Annotated in this window: 19 protein-coding genes and 1 pseudogene; 5 read left to right on the top strand and 15 right to left on the bottom strand. The window is 53.9% G+C overall.

The annotated features are described in order from the left end of the window. Positions 1–90 precede the first annotated feature (90 nt). The 6 genes from Q0Z69_RS13315 to Q0Z69_RS13290 form a co-directional block, all read right to left on the bottom strand. The gene (locus Q0Z69_RS13315; protein ID WP_298034519.1) at positions 91–909 is read right to left on the bottom strand and encodes an N-acyl homoserine lactonase family protein; all 819 of its coding nucleotides are present in this window, start codon (positions 907–909) and stop codon (positions 91–93) included. Positions 910–965: 56 nt separating this feature from the next. Further along, positions 966–1847, bottom strand: coding sequence for an NAD(P)-dependent oxidoreductase (locus Q0Z69_RS13310; RefSeq protein ID WP_298034517.1), 882 nt, complete (start codon positions 1845–1847; stop codon positions 966–968). A gap of 419 nt (positions 1848–2266) precedes the next feature. Beyond that, entirely contained in the window at positions 2267–3970 is a 1704-nt protein-coding gene (gene lpdA, locus Q0Z69_RS13305) for a dihydrolipoyl dehydrogenase (protein ID WP_298034514.1), read from the bottom strand. 136 nt (positions 3971–4106) lie between these two features. After that, positions 4107–5417, bottom strand: a complete 1311-nt coding sequence (locus Q0Z69_RS13300) for a dihydrolipoamide acetyltransferase family protein (RefSeq protein WP_298034511.1) — start codon at positions 5415–5417, stop codon at positions 4107–4109. A gap of 27 nt (positions 5418–5444) precedes the next feature. Further along, positions 5445–6419: an alpha-ketoacid dehydrogenase subunit beta gene (locus tag Q0Z69_RS13295; RefSeq protein WP_298034508.1), complete on the bottom strand. Its 975-nt coding sequence runs from the start codon at positions 6417–6419 to the stop codon at positions 5445–5447. A gap of 20 nt (positions 6420–6439) precedes the next feature. Next, positions 6440–7423, bottom strand: coding sequence for a thiamine pyrophosphate-dependent dehydrogenase E1 component subunit alpha (locus Q0Z69_RS13290; protein WP_298034505.1), 984 nt, complete (start codon positions 7421–7423; stop codon positions 6440–6442). A gap of 361 nt (positions 7424–7784) precedes the next feature. Here Q0Z69_RS13290 and Q0Z69_RS13285 point away from each other — a divergent pair, with 361 nt between their 5' ends. The 4 genes from Q0Z69_RS13285 to Q0Z69_RS13270 all read left to right on the top strand — a co-directional run bounded on the left by Q0Z69_RS13285 (position 7785) and on the right by Q0Z69_RS13270 (position 11889). Next, complete coding sequence (locus tag Q0Z69_RS13285) at positions 7785–8576, top strand: FadR/GntR family transcriptional regulator (RefSeq protein WP_298034502.1); 792 nt, start codon at positions 7785–7787, stop codon at positions 8574–8576. A 200-nt stretch (positions 8577–8776) separates the two neighbouring features. Next, positions 8777–9364: a TetR/AcrR family transcriptional regulator gene (locus Q0Z69_RS13280; RefSeq protein WP_298034499.1), complete on the top strand. Its 588-nt coding sequence runs from the start codon at positions 8777–8779 to the stop codon at positions 9362–9364. Continuing rightward, on the top strand, positions 9354–10754 hold the full coding sequence (locus tag Q0Z69_RS13275; protein WP_298034496.1) for an MATE family efflux transporter: 1401 nt from the start codon (positions 9354–9356) through the stop codon (positions 10752–10754). Before Q0Z69_RS13280 ends, Q0Z69_RS13275 begins: the two co-directional genes overlap by 11 nt. Positions 10755–10887: 133 nt before the next feature. Beyond that, entirely contained in the window at positions 10888–11889 is a 1002-nt protein-coding gene (locus Q0Z69_RS13270; protein WP_298034493.1) for a lipoate--protein ligase, read from the top strand. A 43-nt stretch (positions 11890–11932) separates the two neighbouring features. Here Q0Z69_RS13270 and Q0Z69_RS13265 read toward each other — a convergent pair whose 3' ends face one another. Both Q0Z69_RS13265 and Q0Z69_RS13260 read right to left on the bottom strand, forming a co-directional pair. Next, positions 11933–12640, bottom strand: coding sequence for an MBL fold metallo-hydrolase (locus Q0Z69_RS13265; protein ID WP_298034489.1), 708 nt, complete (start codon positions 12638–12640; stop codon positions 11933–11935). Positions 12641–12784: 144 nt separating this feature from the next. Then, positions 12785–13333, bottom strand: coding sequence for an SLOG family protein (locus Q0Z69_RS13260; protein WP_298034486.1), 549 nt, complete (start codon positions 13331–13333; stop codon positions 12785–12787). Between the two features lie 136 nt (positions 13334–13469). On the opposite strand from Q0Z69_RS13260, the gene Q0Z69_RS13255 reads away from it, so the two are divergent. Then, the gene (locus tag Q0Z69_RS13255) at positions 13470–13820 is read left to right on the top strand and encodes a helix-turn-helix domain-containing protein (RefSeq protein ID WP_298034483.1); all 351 of its coding nucleotides are present in this window, start codon (positions 13470–13472) and stop codon (positions 13818–13820) included. Positions 13821–13951: 131 nt separating this feature from the next. Here the strand turns inward: Q0Z69_RS13255 and Q0Z69_RS13250 are convergent, their stop codons facing one another. The 7 genes and pseudogenes from Q0Z69_RS13250 to Q0Z69_RS13220 all read right to left on the bottom strand — a co-directional run bounded on the left by Q0Z69_RS13250 (position 13952) and on the right by Q0Z69_RS13220 (position 19957). Then, positions 13952–14206, bottom strand: a complete 255-nt coding sequence (locus tag Q0Z69_RS13250; protein WP_298034478.1) for a helix-turn-helix domain-containing protein — start codon at positions 14204–14206, stop codon at positions 13952–13954. A 14-nt stretch (positions 14207–14220) separates the two neighbouring features. After that, positions 14221–16119: pseudogene (locus tag Q0Z69_RS13245) on the bottom strand (type IV secretory system conjugative DNA transfer family protein). Further along, positions 16116–17033: a DUF3991 and toprim domain-containing protein gene (locus Q0Z69_RS13240; RefSeq protein ID WP_298034475.1), complete on the bottom strand. Its 918-nt coding sequence runs from the start codon at positions 17031–17033 to the stop codon at positions 16116–16118. Before Q0Z69_RS13240 ends, Q0Z69_RS13245 begins: the two are co-directional and overlap by 4 nt. 62 nt (positions 17034–17095) lie before the next feature. Continuing rightward, on the bottom strand, positions 17096–17821 hold the full coding sequence (locus Q0Z69_RS13235) for a Fic family protein (protein ID WP_298034472.1): 726 nt from the start codon (positions 17819–17821) through the stop codon (positions 17096–17098). Next, positions 17814–18017 (bottom strand): antitoxin VbhA family protein, encoded by a 204-nt coding sequence (locus tag Q0Z69_RS13230; protein WP_298034469.1) that lies wholly within the window; start codon positions 18015–18017, stop codon positions 17814–17816. The genes Q0Z69_RS13235 and Q0Z69_RS13230 overlap by 8 nt, the downstream gene beginning before the upstream one ends. 53 nt (positions 18018–18070) lie before the next feature. Then, entirely contained in the window at positions 18071–19537 is a 1467-nt protein-coding gene (gene mobP3 / locus Q0Z69_RS13225) for a MobP3 family relaxase (RefSeq protein WP_298034466.1), read from the bottom strand. A 12-nt stretch (positions 19538–19549) separates the two neighbouring features. Further along, complete coding sequence (locus tag Q0Z69_RS13220) at positions 19550–19957, bottom strand: hypothetical protein (protein ID WP_298034463.1); 408 nt, start codon at positions 19955–19957, stop codon at positions 19550–19552. Positions 19958–20265: the final 308 nt, after the last annotated feature.

Genomic DNA, 20265 nt, shown 5'->3' with positions numbered 1-20265 from the left:
GCCAGGACAATTCAACAATATCAGTATTATCCGTGAGATGTATCAGTTCTCACAGTGGATCTTAGCGGTTTAGACAGTAAAGCGGAAAGCTTATGCGTAGTATTCGGGAGCAACCTTCATCTCATTTTTGAAGAACTCAATATCGTGTGAGAAAAGCACCCTTGCATTGTACCGCTTAGCGTACTTGCGCAGAACCTCCATCGAGCGCATATAGGCACGATTATCATACAACACACCGCCCGTGCAGTGAGCCGGAGGACCATAATTGGCGGCCAGATAAGACGCATCAGAGGGAAACACAATATTTCCGCCCTCCAGCTCAAGCAGCATGGCAAACAGTCCTGGAGTATGTCCCGGCAGGTTGATCAGATGCACACCGGGGAAAATCTCGATCTCCTCTTCTTCATCCGTCAGGCCGATGAGGTGCTTTACGGGAACCTCCAGATCCGGCTTATAGTAAGGGAACTGGTCGTCAAGATTGGAGGAGCTGTGAATCTTGAGCAGTGCGCTCTCCAGTTCGCGGATAGGTGCGTAAACATCACAATGTTCAAACAGATGCATATTGCCCGTATGATCCCAGTGCAGGTGCGACAAGATGATAGTTTTGACGTCTTCCGGCTTGGTGTCACAGAGAGCCAACTGCGACAGGAAATCTTCTCCCTCACCCATGGTGTAGGGGCAAACCTGTTTGAGCTCCTCAGGCCACTTGTCGCTCAGCGCATCGGGATTCACACCAAGGTCATAGAGGAACTTTCCCGCTGTAGGATGATCGACGAGCACGGCATAGGTGCAGCAGTCGATATACTCAAGCCTGGGATTAGGATTGTCGCGCCTTGCCTGGACCGCATTAAGCAGAAATGCATTTTTGTCGATTTTAAGAGTACCCGTGTTCAGGACATACGCTTTCATAGTTGACCTTCCTTTCATAACTACAGCTTTCAAACTTTTTAGTAACCTGGCTGGTATTACTCGTGCCCGATTTCCACATCCATCTTGTCTTCGTAGTACTTAACAAGCGCAGCCTGATCCTCGTCGATGTATCCATTGTCATTCATCCAGTCCATAACATGAAGGACTACATCCATCAGAGGCATATCAACACCCATTCTATGTGCATAATGCTTGGCGTTGATGATATCCTTGCGGTGAACCGCAATACGGGCACCAGGGGTATAGTCCCGCTTGATAATTTTAGGTACCTTATTATCGTACAACGGACCACCAGCGAAGCCGCAACGAGTAGCATCAAAGGTGGTTTGCAAATCAAGCCCCGCCTTCGCCGCAAACGCATACGCTTCCGCAATGGCAATCAGAATAGAGCCACCAATCATGCTGTTGACCAGCTTGGTAACGTCGCCGATTCCGGTACTACCGGCATATACGGGGTATCCCATATACTCCAGAACAGGCTTGACCTTATCAAATACTTCCTTGTCGCCGCCTGCCATAATTGCCAAAGTGCCATCATTGGCCATCGGATTTCCGCCGCTGACTGGGGCGTCGATCAAATCCATGCCGGCGTTCTTCACTGTGTGATACAGCTCTTGAATAATGTCTGGGGCGGTAGAACTCATGTCCACAATGATTGTCCCGGGCTTGCCGTACTTAGCGGCATCCTCAATAGAGGCCCGAATGATTTTGTGGGTCGGAAGGATCTGGACAATCACATCGCATTCCTTGTAAATCTCAATGGCATCCTTTGCAGGAATGCCGCCAGCCTCCGCAAACGCATCCACTTGCTTCTGTACAACATCAAAGCCAAGTACGGGGAGTCCGCTTTTCTTCACGATGTTCTTGGACATCGGCAAGCCCATGCTGCCCAATCCTAAAAATCCAATTTTTTTCATGTCCGAGCTTCCTTTCTAATTACAAGCAAATTTTTTGAAATTTCACAAAATGAACTGTTCATTCTATAAAAACGCTCTTGAGAGGGGCTTTTGCCTAACTTACTCGTTGCCCGCCGCTTCGTATATCCGGGCAGTTCCTCCTTGCCGGAATGAGGATTTGACGGTTTTTCGGGGACTGCCGTCATTGCCCAAATTCGGAATTGTTGGTGGCACCGCAACATTATAGGAAATCGCTCCGTATACAACTATTCCCACAGTATTCTGTAGCTGCCACATAGCACGATATTTTAGCAGCCAAACAGCATTGCGTGCCGATGTTGCCTTTTCTAGATTCAATGTTCTGTATTACATGGTCTCCTATCAGCTCCCTTCAAAAATGTTTTTACTTGGGACTCCGGCGGAACAACGTGAAGTTTATATTAATTTTTGCAGTGAATCGCTCGCTTTTCCGTATTCAGGACCGCCTCCCGTACGGCCTCAGTGACTGTAGGGTGGGAATGGATCGTGGAGATCAGCTCATCTACTGTGGCCTCCAAACGGATAGCCAGGGCGCCCTCGGCGATCAGGTCCGTGGCGCGGGGTCCGATGATGTGCATACCCAGAATCTCGCCGTACTTTGTGTCGGAAATAATCTTAACCAGGCCGTCTCCACCGTTTAGGATCAATGCCTTGCCGTTGGCACTCATGGGGAACTTGCCCACCTTGTAGTTCAAGCCCTTGGCTTTGCACTGCTCCTCCGTCAGACCCACGGAAGCCGCCTCCGGTTCCATGTAGACGCAGGTGGGATTGGTCTTTTCGTCGTACACGGCGGGAATTCCGCAGATGTTCTCCGCGGCCACCTCGCCCATGGTGGAGGCGGTGTGAGCCAGCTGTGCCCTGCCGAGCACGCAGTCGCCGACAGCATACACGCCGGGGACACTGGTCTCCATTCTGTCATTGACGATGATCCGGCCCCGGTCATTGTTCAGGCCACCGGCCTCCAGGTTCAAAGAAGCGGTGTTGGCCCTGCGGCCGATGGCCACCAGAACCTTCTCCGCCTCAAAGCTGACGGTCTCCCCAGCCTTGTTTCTGCAGACCACCTTGGCACCTATGGGAGATGCCTCCACAGCCTGCACAGGGCACTCCAGATGGAACTCCATGCCCATCTTCTTCATGTGGGCCACGCCGATCTTGGTCAAGTCGCCATCCAGCATGGGCAGCATGTGGTCCATGGCTTCAACGACCGTGATCTTGGTGCCGAAGGCCGCATAGGCGCAGGCCAGCTCCAGGCCGATAACGCCGCCGCCGATGACCACCATGGACTTCGGCAGGGCCTCCAGGCTCAGTGCGCCAGTGGAGTCGATGCAGTTGGGGTTCTCCTGGATACCGGGAATGGGCGGCACGGAGTTGACGGAGCCGGTGGCCAGGATGATGGCGTCGGCGGTCATCTCCTCGGTGGCGCCGCCGGCCTTCTTTACAGACAGCCTGCCGGGCGCTGTGAAGGCGGCCTCGCCGTCGATCCTGGCGACCTTGTTCAGCTTGAACAGGCCCGCAATGCCGCTGGTCAGCTTTCTGCTGACGGCGTTCTTGTGGGCGATGACCTGGGGGAAGTCCACTTCCACGCCAGTGACCTTCACGCCGATGTCGGCGCCCTGCTCCTTGATCTGGGAGACCAGCTCGGCGCTGTGCAGCAAACACTTGGTGGGAATGCAGCCCACGTTCAGGCAGGTGCCTCCCAGGTGCTCTTTTTCGATCACTGTCACCCTTGCGCCCAGTTGGGCCGCACGGATGGCGGCTACATAGCCGCCGGGGCCGCCGCCCACCACGATCACGCTCTTGGGACCGGCAGCCGGGGCCGCAGCAGGCGCAGTGGGAGCAGCAGGTGCAACGCCGGGAATAGCCTCGCCCTCGGCACCGATATAGGCGACGATGCTTTTGCATGGAGCGGTCTCACCCTCCTGCAGCATGATTTTCAGCAGAATGCCGTCAGCATCTGCTTCCACGTCATTGGTCAGCTTATCCGTAGCTACAGAGAACAGCACATCGCCTTTCTTTACGCTCTGGCCCTCCTTGACCTTCCACTCCTCAATGGTGCCTTCCGTCATCGTCAGGCCCATCTTCGGCATTAAAACTTTAGCAGCCATCCTTGTGAAATCCTTTCCGTCTTAACATTGATATCGCCAAAAGCAATCCATCTCCACTTTTAATCCGGGCGCACGGTGAAATCTCCGCGGCTCCCACCGTGCGCCGTATTGGACTTGGCTGCGGAGGATGACAGACTTAAAGCAGTAAACAGGGATTCTCCAGCAACTCACAGATGCGCCTAAGGAACCTGGAGGCCATTACACCGTCAATGACACGGTGATCAGCGGTCAGACAAAGGTTCATCATGGGGCGGATCTCAATTTGACCGTCACGCACCACAGGGGTATCCACAATATCGCATACGCCTAGAATCGCCAGCTCAGGCTGATTGATAATAGGGGAAAAATTGGTGATACCGTAGGGTCCCAGGCTGGAGATGGTAAAGGTGCCGCCGGTCATGTCCTCCATGGTGGCTTTGCCGGAGCGGGTAGCCTCGATCAGCGCCTCGGTCTCCCTGGCGATCTGGGCCAGGGACTTCTCCTCGCAGTTCTTCACATTTGGGACGATCAGACCGTCCCCCTTAGCAACAGCCAGGCCCATGTTTACATGGATGTGACGGGTCAGCATACCGTCGGCAAAGCTGGCGTTGACATCAGGAAATTCCGTCAGCGCCCTGGCGGTCACCTTCATTAAAATGTGGTTGTAGGTCAACTTGATCCCCTGATTCCCCAGACTATCCTTCAGTTTGGCACGCAGGTCCTTCATTGCCGATGCGTCCACAGGATGGGTGTATGTAACCCTGGGAGAAATGCTCCAGGAGGCAGCCATATTGGCGGCGATGCTGCGGCGCAGCGCGTTCACCTTCACAGGCGGCAGATCGTTGCCGCCCGGTGCGGCTGCGGTTCCGGAGGACGTGCTGGCACCTGTTCCCGCAGCAGCCAGGACATCGGCCTTCATCACACGCCCCCGAGTCTCCAGCTTGCTGACGTCCACGCCCAACTCTTCGGCCAGCTTAGCGGCCATGGGACTGGTCTTCGGTCCGACCTTGGCTCCTTCCACGTCTTTCGCAGTGACGATTCCCTTGGGGCCGGTCCCGGAAATGGAAGCCAGGTCGCAGCCCTTCTCCTTGGCAAGCTTTTTTGCCAGAGGCGTCGCCCGTATATAAGCGCCGTTCGATATCCTGCCGTTCGAGGTGGAGGGGACGGCGGGAACGGCAGAGGCAGCCGGGTCCCCTGCAGCCGCATCTTCCGAATGGGGAATAGCCTCGCCAGCCTGACCGATCCACGCGACAACGCTTTTGCAGGGAGCCGTTTCCCCCTCCGGCAGAAGTATCTTCAAAAGGGTCCCCGCAGTGTCACACTCCACATCATTGGTCAGCTTATCTGTAGATACGGAGAACAGTACATCGCCTGCCTGGACGATGTCGCCCTCTTTGACCTTCCACTCCTCAATGGTCCCTTCTGTCATGGTCAGGCCGAGCTTCGGCATCAATACTTTCGTTGCCATATCGTTCTCTCCTTACTGTCCATAGGATTAAAACATGCCTTTAATGCCTTCGACCAGATCCTCCGGGAAGATCTTGACCTTCTTCTCCAGTGTGGGCGCAAAGGCGATTGGGCAGAAAGGCGAGCCATAGCGCAGAATGGGGGCGTCCAGATACTCAATGATCTCTTCCGCCGCCGTAGCCGCTATTTCGGCGCCAAAACCGCTCTGCTTGACTGCCTCATGCACGATGCAGAGACGGTGCGTCTTTTTCACGCTGTTAAATACAGTTTCCTTATCCCAGGGAGAGAGGGAGATCAGGTCAATGACTTCCGCTTCGATGCCATCCTTTGCCAGAATATCCGCCGCGCCGAGCGCGTTCTTCATTCCGATGGAATAGGACACGATGGTCACATCCTTCCCATTCCGCACGACCTTGGCCTTGCCCAGTTCATAGGGCTTCTCGTCCTCGATTTCCGGGACCTCACCCTTCTCCTTGTACAGTACCTTGCTCTCCAGATAGATCACGGGGTCATCCGAGTGGATCGCTGCCTTTAACACCATTTTGGCGTCATAGGGATTGGAAGGTGTAACGACTCTCAGCCCGGGAATGTGAGTGAGCCATGCCTCCAGGCTCTGAGAGTGCTGCGCCGCCGCCTGGTTGATGATGCCGTCAGGAGCGCGGAGCACCAGAGGAATCTTTGCCTGGCCACCGAACATATATCTGGCCTTGGCCATCTGGTTCAGCACCTCGTCCATGCAGACGCCGATAAAATCCACATAGTGCATATCAATGACAGGCCGGGCTCCGGCCATGGCCGCACCGACACCGCCGCCCGCGATGAAAGTCTCAGAGATCGGCGTGTCCAGGACCCGGCCGGGGAACTGCTGCGCGAGGCCCTTGAACTGGCCGAAAATTCCTCCCTGGCGAGCAATATCCTCTCCCATGACAAATATCTTTTCGTCCCTGGTCATCTCTTCGGCCATCGCTTCCAGCGTCGCCTGAGAAAATGTAATCGTGCGCATATGATATTCCTCCCCCATCCTTATTCACAGTAAACGTATTTCAGATACTCGCTCTCGTCCGGATATTCGCTGGTCATTGCAAAATCCTTTGCCTCTTTGATTTTCTGATCGCATCTCTTGTCGATTTCATCGCATTCCTCCGCGGTCATCAGGCCCAATTCAGCCGTCTTTTTGCGGAACAGGAGCAGGGGATCTGTCTCCCGAAAGAGCTTGCGCACCTCTTGCTTATCGCGGTACAGCTCCGGGTCGCCGACATAATGCCCTTCGATCCGGCAGGTCTTGGCCTCGATCAAAGTCGGGCCCTTGCCTCCGCGCGCCCGTTTGACTGCTTCCTTGGTCGCTTCATATACGGCAAGGGGGTCCTGACCATCTACAACCACACCAGGAATTCCATAGCCGACCGCGCGGTCAGAAATGTTTTCTACGTTGCAAATCGAGCGATAGGGCGTTGTGGACGCCCAGCAGTTCATCTCACAGACAAAGACGACCGGAAGCTGCCAGGCGGAAGCGGCATTCAACGCTTCGTGGAAGGTGCCCCGGTTGCTGGCGCCGTCGCCGAAGAAAACGACCGCCACCTGATCGGTCTTCAGAACATTCTTAAAAGCGAGCGCTGCGCCGGTCGCCAGATTATAGCCTCCGCCGACAACACCGTTCGCCCCCAGCATACCGATGGAAAAATCAGCGATGTGCATGGAGCCGCCCCGTCCTTGACACAGTCCGGTTCTCTTGCCGAAAATCTCCGCCATCATGCGCTTCACGTCTGCTCCCTTTGCCACACAGTGCCCGTGGCCCCGGTGGGTGGAGGCAATCACATCATCAGGCCGCAGCGCGGCGCACACGCCGGTCGCAATTGCCTCTTCACCGATGTAGGAGTGTGTAAAACCCGGGATTTCACCGGCTAAAAAATCATGTTTTACGCTTTCCTCGAACTTGCGAATCGTACTCATGGTTTCGTAAAGACGAGCGGCAAATTCCTTTGTGTACAGGTTTTTCTTTGCGGACATAGAAATTCCCCCTTTGTTTTGTTTAAAAGGTCTTACCATTTACATGATACTAAGGAAAATATAGATTGTCAATAATTAATTGGCAAACAGGGCGGTCAGCAAGTAACTTTATGCAACATGCACAATAAACGTACCAGAATTATTGCTTAATCAACCAATCAATTTTTAATAATAGAAATGGTTTTACCATTTATGCACTGCTGAAGGAACAACACTGATTTTGTTTGACGCAAGTAGAAAAACATGCTATTATTATAAAAGTAAATCTGTATATACAACTTTTTTGCCTATTGTGTCGTTTTAAACGATCACTTATCACTTTCATAAAGAAGGCAGGTCAGTCGTGGACTCTATAAACAACATGAAGCCGGAATACGCTCCTATCTTTTCGCCAGCAGCCACCATGAGAGCGCCCGAGGTGATTTACAATCAGATCTATGAGAAGATTTTACGCGGGGAGCTAAAACCAGGGGACCGCCTCCCCCCAGAGCGCGTCTTGGCTGAGCAGTTTTGCCGCAGCCGTCCCAGCGTGCGGGAGGCCCTGCGCATGCTCCAGGAAAACGGATATATCCGAATCGAGGGCGGGCGCTCAGGCGGTTCGATTGTGAAGGGAATCTCCATTGAAAGCCTGGAACTGCCTTTGCAGAAAGTCATCAGATCCGGCGTAATGTCGCTTCAAGAGTTGGTAGATTACCGCTGTGTCAACGACCTGGGGTGTGCCAGGCTTGCTGCGCAGTATCACACGGAACAGGATGCGGCTATCCTGCGGTCCGTTATGGAGGATTACCGCGGTGCCATTGCGGATTTTGAGCGATTCAAAAAAGTCGATACAGAATTCCACTCTGCTTTGGCCTGCGCGACCCACAATTCTCTTATCATCGCGATCAATGATGTCCTCATATCTCCAGTAGAAGACGCCTTTTGGATGGCCGCGGAAAAAATGGAAAAGGACGAAATTATCGAAATCAACCGAACCGCATATTCTCTTCACAATCAAGTCGCGGAAGCGGTCCTGGCAAAGGACCCCGCTGCTGCCGAAAAATACATGCGCGATATCAACGGGGTCTATGCCCGGTCTGTTTTCCCCTATTCCTCTACTTCCGTTGTCTTTCAGGACGGTCCCGGCATTCGTGATCCGAATCCGCAAGACTGATTTTCAGCACTGCCGCAGAAATAAAAGGAGGCCACCCCGAAGGCTGGCCTCCTTTCTATTTTCGGTGAAACGTGGACGGAGCTCCCGTTTTGGTTTCTTCCGTAGAATCCGAGGGCCAACATCACCCAGATGTTGACAAGATAGTGCCGTTAGTATTATGATGCTAATGGCATTAGTTTTTTGCGCGAGGAGGGGGCTTTTTGGCGAAGAAAGGAATCAGCAGGGACGTTGTCCTTACAAAAGCGGTAGAAATGATCGAGAGGACAGGGACCCCCGTGCTCTCCATGCGGGAGCTTGCGGAGGAGTTGAAGATCAAAACACCGTCGCTATACAATCATGTAAAAGGCGTAAACGATTTGTTGGCCGATGTCAGCCGTTACGCGGCGGAAGAACTGCGGAAAAAACTGCTTATGGCGATAGCGGGAAAGAACGGAGATGACGCGCTCAACGCCTTGGCGGGTGCCTACCGGAATTTTGCCAAGGAACATATAGGGTTATACAAGGTGACCAACTCTGTGTCGGCCCTGCCGAAAACTGTATCGGTAGAGATTGGCACATTGATTTCGGAACCAATTTTTCTTGTCCTCTCTCAATACGGACTCGACGAAGAACAGTCTATCCACTGGCAGAGAGTCTTGCGCAGCATCATCCATGGTTTTTTGTCACAAGAAGAGGCTGGTTTTTTTCAACATTGTCCTCTCAGCGTCGAAGCCAGTTATCAAGTAGCTGTCCACTGCTATATAGAGGGACTTCATACGGAGGCCAGGGGATACCATAATGTGGGATAATGCGTACCTGTTTCGTGAAATGCCAGTACACAGGGCGGTGCTGTCTCTGGCCGTTCCGACCGTCATCAGCCAGATCGTCACCGTCATCTATAACATGGCGGATACCTTTTTTATTGGGCAACTGAATGACCCGGACCAAGTGGCCGCCGCAACGGTTGCGATGCCCGCCTTTGTTGCCCTGACAGCCCTCTCAAATCTGTTCGGCATTGGCGGTGCGAGTAAAATTTCCCGCTGTCTTGGCACAAATGATGGGGAAACTGCTAAAAAGGCCGCCGCCTTCAGCATCTGGACAGCATTTGCCGCAGCGCTGCTCTATGGCGTCATCATTTTTTTTGTGAAGCCTCAGGTCCTCCCTGCACTGGGGGCCAATATGGAGATTTATGGATTTTGTTCCAGCTATGTCTTCTGGACCATCACCATAGGGGCGGTACCTACCGTTTTGAATACCGCACTGGCGCATCTGATCCGTGCAGAGGGATACGCGAGGCAGGCCGGCTTCGGCGTCGCCTTTGGCGGAGTGCTGAATATCGTACTGGACCCATTCTTCATTTTTGTTCTTCGTATGGAGATCACAGGGGCGGCTATTGCTACTATGCTTTCCAATACGGCGGCCGCGCTCTATTTCCTCACTTTTTTGTATAGAATACGGGAAAAGACAGTCATTACGCCAAACCCGTGCTGCTACAGTGCCTCCGGCGGCATTCCCAGAGAAGTGGTGTTAGGAGGACTGCCGAGTTTTGTGATGATGCTGTTAGGATGTTTGTCAAACAGCGTTTTGAATCGTCTGGTTACCTCCTACTCCAACGAGGCAATGGCGGGCATGGGAATTGCGAAAAAAATCGACATGATTGCCTTTTCCGTTGCGCAAGGCATGACCCAGGGAGTGCTGCCGCTGATTGCCTATAACTACGCCTCCGGCAGCCGAAAGCGGATGAGCCGGGCCGTTCAAACGACGCTTGGCTATACGCTCATCATGGCATGTGCCGCGACGCTGACGCTGTTCCTCTTTGCTTCCCCCATCACCAGATGCTTTATTGATAACGATGAAACAGTCTCCTATGGCAGAGACTTCCTGAGAGTGATCTGCTTCACCTGCCCGTCAACAGCGGTCAACTTTATGGTTATCACAGTCTTCCAGGCCACGAAGCAGAAGGTACAGCCGCTTCTGCTGTCGTTGCTGCGAAAGGGCAGTCTGGATATCCCTCTGATGATCTTCCTGAACGCGTCTTTCGGCGTTAGGGGGATCGCGTGGGCCACCCCTCTGGCGGATTGGATTGCGTTGGTCGTGTCTCTCCTGTTGTTCCTGCCCTATATCAATAAGTTCAAGCAGGAACAGGGAGTACAAACGGCGGCAGAAAAGCAGGAGTTGATTGAAGATATACAAGAATAAGAAAGATTTGGCATGGCCGCTTTCCAAGCAGGTCAGTTTATAATCGTATGCCGGGGACTGTGGGTGCCCACAGTGGGAAACAGCCGGCAGGTACTATATTGGGGGCTTTGGCCCCGAGAAAAGAGGTGCGGCAATGGCCCAGCAAGTCACTTACTTAGAAACCAGGTCCCTGAATCCATTTTATAACCTTGCCTTCGAGGAGTACGTCCTGACATACAGACGGCAGGGAGAGTATCTGTTGTTATGGCAGAACGACAATACTATCGTGATCGGTCAGAATCAAAATGCGGAGGCCGAGATCAACCGAGCTTTTGTGGAAGAACGCAAAATCCGCGTGGCGCGCCGTACGACTGGCGGCGGTGCCGTGTACCATGACCTGGGGAATCTAAACTATTCCTTTATCACCGATGCGGGTGACGCCGAGAAACTGACCATGGAACGGTTCACCCTGCCCGTCGTCAACGCCCTGCGGGCGCTGGGGCTGGAGGCGGAGGCCTCTGGTCGAAATGATATTCTGGTGGAGGGAAAAAAGGTCTCAGGTACGGCCCAGCGGCTTTTAAACGGTCGCATCCTGCACCACGGAACACTCTTGTTTGACGCAGATCCAGATATGGTGTCAAAGGCGCTGCATGTGGAGCCGGAGAAATTCCGTTCCAAGAGCGCAAAATCCGTTCGCAGCCGCATTGGGAATATTCGGGATTTTCTGCAGGATGATATGGAACTGCGAGAGTTCTGGGAGTACTTAAAACGCGCCCTGATTGCCGGTGACCTGACAGAGGACAGTCTCACGACCTCGGAACTGGCAGAGGTAGAGCGGCTGAAGCGTGAGAAATACGATACCTGGGAATGGAATTTCGGACGGTCCCCTCAATATGACATGGCCAATAAACGGCGTTGGAATGGGGGCAGTCTTGAGGTACGGGCCGCTGTGGAAAAGGGCCGGATTACCTCCGTTGCCTTTTATGGAGACTTCCTTTCCCGCTGCCCAATGGATGGACTGGCTGACGCCATGCGGGGGTGTGCCTTTCGGCAGGAGGATGTAAGAGCCGTACTGGCACGGTATCCCTTGAGAGATTACTTTGGAGAGATCACCGAGGACGAGATCCTGGAGACCATGTTCCACGTCCATGAATAAGCAAAAAGCGGCATGCGCCTTGGCGCATGCCGCTTTTTGATTATTATATAGTTTGCGTCTGCAACGGATGAGACAGAATCCGAATATCCGGCAGTTCCGAGAGCTTCATGGCCCGTCTAACTGCATCCGCATAGCCGTTTACATCATTTTCTGGAAATGGCAGATGGCATATGAGGAGGTGGCTGGGGCGCAAGACCGTTTCCACGAATTGGCGGCCTTTTCTAAGGGTCAGCCAGGGAAAATCCAAAATTGCCAGATCCACTGGGACATTGTTAAGCCGTCGAGCGAGGAGGGGGCTGGCGACCTCACAGTCTCCGGCGATCAGAACGCGAAATGTTCCATCAGAGATGAGCAGTCCGTAATGAGGAACAGCAGCATAGGCTGCGCTTTCATGAGGAAGGCGCAGAAAGCGTATCGTGAGTCCCCCGCACGAAACTTTCATTTCATCCCCAGAAAGGAGAAACTGCCAGTCAAATTCACGCTCTGGCAGGAAGGCCTTGACATCGGGCCAGAGCATTTTTGCCTCCATTGCCAATCGGCGGGAGTAATGGTCCGCATGGCAGTGTGTAAAACAGAGCAAGTCTGGCGGCGAAAAAGAGGAAGAGACCTGCATTTGCGTCCAAATTGCGGGAGAAACAGACGAAAATCCGCCTGTGGGTTCATCATGCAGGGCATCCACCCAAATTTTATATCCATTCCACGCCAGCAGGATACCGGCGTTCGCACTCAGCGCAGCAATACAGTGTGTCATATCCTTTTACTATACAGGTAGTTGTAAAGTTACATATGAAAGCGGTTAACATTTATAGTTTAACGCACATAAAGCCAAGGTGTCAATATTACCGTGATTTTTGTAGCATTTCCATATAGCAATTTACTTCTCCAGTTTTTTGTGCTATTTGTCAGTATTTTGCGATACAACACCAGTGTCCGGGTGGATTAAGGTGATGGATAGTCCCTTTTTTTGGGCATAGTTGACCGTCATACCAGTCCCGCTGCGGATAGAGCGGTCGTTGTCGTACACGGCTAACAGATAATCAGCCCGGTCCACCATATAGTAATTTCTACGCTTGTAGCAGACAGCAGGAGGTTCTGCCGCTTTCCCGGCCACTACAGTTTCGGTGCTGTGATCTATTAGAAATCGAATCCGGTTTTTGCTGCGGTCGTCCCATTTTGCATCATAGCCTTCGAAGGGAAGAACGATAATGAGTTCAATCCCGCTGAACTTGGGCTGCGCTTGCATTTGAAGTAGAATTTCTCCTGCCCATATGTCGACTCCCAAAGCACCTCCAATGAAAAACCGACGGACGCCCAGTTCATACAACAATATGAACTGTTCCTGCATCTCTCGTTTCAGCCTTTTACACCTGGCGTCCTTTTCATCGTATTTCCATTTAAACCTGGTGGGGCGATGGCCAGTTATAGCGCAGGACTTCAACTCCATTGTTTGATTTCCCCCTCGTAAAAAAACTTTTGTTTTGCATATGCCTATAAAGTCTATTGCGCTTTAAAGTTATTATAACATAGCCAAGTTGCGCTTACAATACAAGTATCTAATCCGTTGGGGGATACTTATTGCTATGATCGATTACAAAACTATCGGCGCCCGTATTCGTGCAGTCCGGCTGGAGCGCAAAATGACGCAGGAACAGCTGGCCAACGCAGTTGGCGTCGGCGTCACCCACATCAGCCATATTGAAACTGGCAATAGTATCCCCAGTTTGCAGGTCATGGTGGACATCATCAATGCGTTGGAGTGTTCCGCGGACGAGCTGCTCTGTGTGGAGATCGATAAAGTGCGGCCGCTCCTGAACAACTGGCTCAGTGAGCTGGTAGCGGATTGCAGCAGTACGGAAATCAAATTGATCATGGATACGGTTGTATCTCTGAAGGACTCTATGCGGCGGCTGAAGATCTCCGACCAACAGTAGCTGTTCTTTTCTCTGCCTTAAAATCATAGAGTGGGTCCTTCTGGTAGGTTCATCATGGACCCGTCCTCGGTCCACAAAATAATTGGACTCTCCCCTTGGCGGGAGAGTCCGATTTTCGCATGATTTTCGCATCATAAGAGCCGGTACAGGTTGGAGCTGAGGCTCCCGTTCTCCCGCCAGCGTTGTTCCTTGGCAACCAGCCCCTCCTGGCAGAGATCGTTCAGCGCCCGCTTGACAGTGGATCGGGACAGCTTCAGCTCCTTGGCGATGGTCTTGATTCCCGGCCAGCAGGCGCCATCCTTGTCCGCATGGTCCTTCAGGTACATATAGACCACTCTTGCCCGGTGGTTCAATTCAGAGTGATAAATCTTCTGAAAATAAGCCAAATTCAGCACCTCCATTACGGAATGAGATTAGGATCGCCGTCAGTGCTGCCTTGCTTCTGCCGCTTGCCGCGGCTCTGCCCAGCCCCTGCCGCTTTGCTGGGAGGGGCCTTTGGAGCCGCTGGCGGCGGGACCTCCTCCGCATTTTGGATATGGTGCATCCTGAGAATGGCCCGCTCCAGATCTTGCTTGTTGGCATAGGCCACTGGGCGGGCGGCTTTCTCCGGGAGAATATACGGTTCTCCAAAAGTGATGCCCCACTCCAGAAACAGGCGCAGCCGGGTCCGCATGGGGTGTGTGCCGGTCTTTATCACCACGAATTGTCCCTTGGGGATGGATTTCAGCTCATCTGAGGTCATAAGCGGGCGTTCGATCATTTGCAGACTCTGACTGGGATCGTTTTTCCCCTTGCTGATGGAACCGGACATGACGGTGCGGCTGCCCAGGGCCTTGGACAGTACCTCGGCAGTCTGGCTGTTGGGAGCAAAGCCGCCGAAGATGGTATCCTGCACGTTATCCTGGATGATCTCCGCACCCTCCTTGCCATAGTTCTTTTCCAGCTGCGCCAGCGACTGGATGATGGGCACCATCGTCAGCTTGCGGGAGCGTCCGGCGCTGAATAGGGGCAGGATATCAAAGGCTGGCATGGTACCCAGCTCGTCGCAAAACAGGACGACCCGGTTCTTCAGTCTGCCGCCGTTCTCATCCGCTACGGCAAACAGCTCACGGGACAGTGTCTGGATCATCAGGCCCGCCATGAAGTTCTTGCTGGGGTCTTCTTCAGGCAGGATCAGGAAAATAGCGGACTTTTTACTGGCAAAACTCTCAGCGTCAATGGCACTGTCAAAGCAGAGGACCTGCTCCAGCTCACTGTCGAGAAATGCATTCAGGCGCGACAGCACCGTGGACATGACGGAGGCCATGGCCTGATCCGCGCTGTTGAGGGCGGCTCCGGCAAACCAGCGCGCCTTATGGGTATCCGGCAGCCGGTCCATGAGGACTTGAAAGCTATTTTTCCCCTTGGCAGTCTTACTGGGAGCCAGAAGATCCTGCACCAGCTTGAATACGGAAACAATGTGCCGCCGCTCTTGCAGATCACTATCAGTGGGCGGCAAGTACTCGGCCAGCAGGAGAATGACAGCGGTGAGCAAGCCCTCGGCTGCGTCATAGAAGAAGGCGTTCTATCCGTAATTGGAGGCGTCACCTTCCGGATTGACGATGGTTTTGGCCAGAATTTTGGCGTACTTTTCCGCCTTGGCTCTGGCGGCCAGATTCTGCTCATCTCCCAGGCAGATATCCATGTAATGGTTGATGAGGGTCAGCAGATTATAGCCGTCTGAGCGGGTTGGATTTCGCAGGTCAATGACCGCAACCTGATAGCCGTAGTATTTTGAAGCCACAGCGCCGTAGTTCCGGGCGAGATCTCCTTTTGTGTCCAGCGCCAGGAAGCTCATGCCGCAGGCGCAGGCGTACTCCATATTTGGGTACAGGAAAAAGGCAGTCTTGCCTACGCCGGACGCGCCGATCATCAGGCAGTGAATATCGTCGGTGTCCACCAATGCCTTGAGCGGGTGATGATCCGCCCACTTCTCCTGAATCGGCTGTTTCATCTTGCGGAGGATCTTCAGTCTGCCGGGCTTCTTTTCTGTACTGCCGCCCACACAGCCCAATACCAGTCCCTGGGCTTTCGGCAGTTCCTCACCTCTGCGCCACCGATCCGGGCGGAATGGGATGTGCCGGTAGGCCTTTTCAATCTCCTGTTTGGTGGCCCACCGCGCGGTTCCGTGCTGGCCATCGCCCACCGTCTTGGACTTGATGTTGTCCAGGGAGCCCTGCCCAGAGAAGTGTGTGGCGGCGGCAATGAGCAGGAGCATCCCGCCCGCCAGCACGATCAGCAGAATGGTCTGCGTGGTCATATCATCCCTCCTATCTGCAAACTGTGTGCTTGTCTTGTGGTTTCAATCAGATCCTCGTTCCAGTCCTTGTGCTGGGGGATCAGGCGGTCGGCGGCGATGCCGCGTTCTCTGATCTGTTCAGCCATGCGGAGGCTGGCGGCGTGTCCTGCATGGTCATTGTCCAGGCAGAGAGGTACGTTCCGAAGCCCCGGCAGGATATCCAGCATCTGTATGACCGGCAGGTTAGAGGTCCCGCAGCAGGCAACGTAGCTGTGCCTCTGCCAGTCCTTCTGGTGCAGGGAGATATAGGAGAGCAGATCGATGGGCGCCTCAAACACATAGAGCTGATCGTCCGTGCCGGACCAGTGGAAGCTGTATCGGGGATCGCTGCCCTCTACATTGATGCGGAAGGTTTTGCCCTCGCTGTTGGTGCTGCGCTTATGGGCGTGGCGGGCTGTGCCGCTTTCGTCCATACCCACAAACACAGCGTTGTGGTGGCCGGCATCCTCATAGATCAGCTTGGCGTGGACAAAGGCGGACAGTACCTTTCGGTCAATGCCGCGGGTGTGGATCAGATACGCAAAGACCCGCCGCATATTGGATGCGGCGGGCGGCAGAAGGAATTCTTTTTTCGGCGTATGGATTTCTTTCGAGGCTGGCTCATAGCTTGTGCCAGCCTCCCCATTCAGCAGGCGGATGACCGCCTCCGGGTAGCTGAGGCCGTAGAAGTTCTGGACAAAGGAGATGGGGCCGCCGCCCCGTTGGGCGGCGTGATCGTACCACTCGTTTCCCCGGACGGTGATGCTGTGGTCGCTGGAGAGCCGGTATTCCGGGCCGGAGGGAATGAGCTTCTCCCCCTGGTGCTTGAGGAATTCCACCAAGTCTATATTTGCGGCCTGAAGCTTCTGTTCGCTGGTAAAATGGATGTAGGGCATTTAGTTTACCTCCCAAAGAAAAAGCCGGGAACCAGTTGAATGGTTCCCGGAAAGGGGTGTCATTAATTTTCACGCTTATAGTGTGGTTGTGGAACGTACTTGTCTTTTTGATACTTTTTGTACTTCTCACTGGGAGTCCCTGGTTCACTGCTGGCTTCTAAAGACGCCGCATCGTAGAGAACCGGCTCAGCACAGACAGCGTCCAGCAGAATTCTCTCCAGATACTCGTACTCGGAGAATTGATCCAGAGAAGCCATTACAAAAGAGTCCCGCACATAGCCAGCACTGGCAGCCAGCAGTTCCTGATCCATGTAAAAACCGTAGTGTTCCACAAAAAATGTCAGCAGCATGACGATGGTCCGAGTGTTTCCCTCCCGGAACGGATGGACCTGCCAGAGCTTGGGAAAATATCTGGTCAGCGCAGAGACAAACTCTTTTCGGGAAAACTGTTCCCACGGCTGCGCCTGGATGCTCTGAAATGCGGTATCCAGATCACGGGGAATGTATTCATCGCTGCTGTACCAGACACTCCGTCCGGCCAGCAGCTTTTCCCGCTTCTCAATATTGATGATCCGATATTTCCCAGCCCAGTCATAGATGTCGCCAAACAGAAAACGGTGGATCTCACACAGGCCGGAGGGTGTAAAGTTATCAAAGCCCTGTTCATAGAGCAGCATCATATTGGAACGGGACTGTTCCGCCTCGACAAGATCCAGTGTTTTTCCATCCCGAATGTCCAACTTGTTTTTCAGGACAGGAACATCCTCGTATAGATATGGATCAGACACGGCGGTTCACCTGCTCGGCCATTTTTTTGTGGGATGCCAAAAGAGCCGCTTTCATCTGTTCACCAGTTAATTCACCCTTTGCCCACAGGGCGGAGAGCGTGCGGGCATAAGCCGAAACAGGGACGCCCTCAATGGCGTTGATGGCATCGGCGGTTTTTACTGCCGCGACCCTGCGGCTGATCTGTTTTGCTGTCATGGGCATCCCTCCTTTTCTTTTAATATACCATAGCCTTGCTAAAAAATAAAGCACTATTGCAGTTTGATCTCCTCGCCCTCATGATCGTCCGGCTTATGGCCCATGGCGATCTTTTTCTCCCGGATCTTCCGCCGCAGCTTCCTGTCCACGAGGCCGAGCCCATGAACAGGGGTGCCCGGCGTTTGCTCCTGAAAGATCCTGCCCATGTGGTGAAGGAGCCGGGCTGCGGACTGAAACACAGATGTTCCCTGATCCCGCTGCATGTGGTTTGTATGAAATTGTGTGTCCTGGTGCCGGACTTCTAGGGCCACCTGTGGATGGTCCATCGCTTCACAAGTACGCTCCTGCTCCGCAGCGGGAGTTTCTTCCGGCACGCTGCTTTGGGATGCTGCGGACAGATCTCCCAGCCGCACAGCCTCCTCGATCACGATATTCCTGATCCGCTTGAACTCCTTCTGTCGGGAGAGGGGGAGGCGTTCCGGCAGATCGTCCCGATAGGTTTGCAGCACATCCTTCCGCAGCTGATACCACAGGTCATAGGCGGCGGCGACACGCGCATCTCTCGCCAGCTCGTCCACGATATCGCCCACCAGGTTTTTCAGCGGCGCTTTCAAATAGCCGTACTGCTTTTTGCCGGAGAGGCGCCGGAGTCGCTCCGCCAGATGTGTCATAAGCAGTTCTATTTGGGGATTATCCAGCGTTCCCGTCTGCATCTTTAAGACAAGCTCACCCAGGGCCTCTCGGGCCTCACGGGTGAGCTCGTCTCTGCTCTGGGTCTGTCGTTCATAGAGCTCGTGGAGCTCCTGACGGAAGATCTGCTTCGCCAGCCCGGATTTGATCTGGGAGATACCGTCCCTGGTAAGATACCCGGACCTGCCGTCGGCACTGTAGCAGACCATATGCACATGGGGGTGGTGGCCCTCATCGTGATACGCGGCGTACCAACGGAACTGCTCCCAGGGGATCTTCATGGCCTCCGCGATCTGCGGCGCATAGCTCCGGAGCAGAGCCTGCCATTGTGCTGCGTCATCGTAGCCCAGCCGCGCGGCGTCCTCCCGGCGCAGGGAGAGGATGGGCAGCCACACATTGCCGGGATGATGCGCCACTTCATCTGCAATTTTGGACAGCACCAGAGGATCATCGCTGTCGGTGAACAGCGCGTGAGCGCCGGCGCGCTGGGCGCGGGGGCGGCTGGCGATGTAGTCGATATAGTTTTCTCGCTTGGCGATTTGATCGTAGTTGTCCTCCAGAGCGCGGGTGATGAACTCGGATGCGTTGCCCTGGGTAGGAGCGGATCGGTAATCCTCGTACTCAAACAGTCCACGGCTCAGGGGAAAGTCCCGGATCAGTCGGGCCGCCATCTCCCGCTGCTTTTTGGTGGCGGGCTGGCCGGACTTGGCGGGAGCGAGCTTCTGCGCACCGTCGCGGGTAGCCATGTAGCGCACATAGTTGCTCAGGTGAGAGGCGGCGTTAGACGAACTGCCCTTGATGTAAGGACACTTGAAAATGACACGAGGCACTGTACCGCTCCTTTATTCTTCACCATTTTGATAACGCACCGCGTCATCCAGCGAGATCATGCCGTGTGTCTTTTTGACCTCCTGGACACAGCGGCCCCGGAGCTGCCGCAGCAGTTCTTCAGGGATGTCGATCTCAGACGCCAGGATATTCATCATCATGTCCATCTCCACCGCCAGCTTGAACAGCAGACGGCAGATCCTGTTCTCGCTGTCCTGCACCGTGGCGCGCAGGGCGGACACCAGCATGGGCGGCAGGACGGAGAAGCAGTCCTGGGAAGTCAGATAGTCGCAATAAAATCGCAGAGCGTTCTCTACGAATTCGTTCTGGCTTCGGCAGTTGGACAGCGGCATGGACGCCTTGATCTTCCGATCCGTATCCGGGTCGATCCGCATTAAGAATTTCACTTTTTCTTCTGTCATTTGATATACCTCCAATGTAGGCGGAAAGCGGCAGTGATAGCACAGTTGAAACCGCAAAATCTGCGGTATTGCAGGAGCTTTCCAGCCTGCTGATAGCAGATCTGATCACATCGTCGAAACTGTGATAACACCAGATCCTTCCCCAAAGTGGCACAAAAGCCGTTGAAACCGGCTGAAAACCGCGTCTCCGGCCCGCATTGCGGGACGGTGTGTGAGGCGGTGATAACACCGCTTTATCCTGCTATAATTTCGACCAGGGTAGAACTCCGCAAGAATATCCATTAGTTATGCACCGTCTGTTTCAGCAC

Source organism: uncultured Dysosmobacter sp., from assembly GCF_947631165.1.
GTDB lineage: Bacteria > Bacillota > Clostridia > Oscillospirales > Oscillospiraceae > Oscillibacter.
The sequence above is the reverse complement of the archived record's forward strand: the minus strand, read 5'-3'. Positions and strand labels throughout refer to the sequence as shown.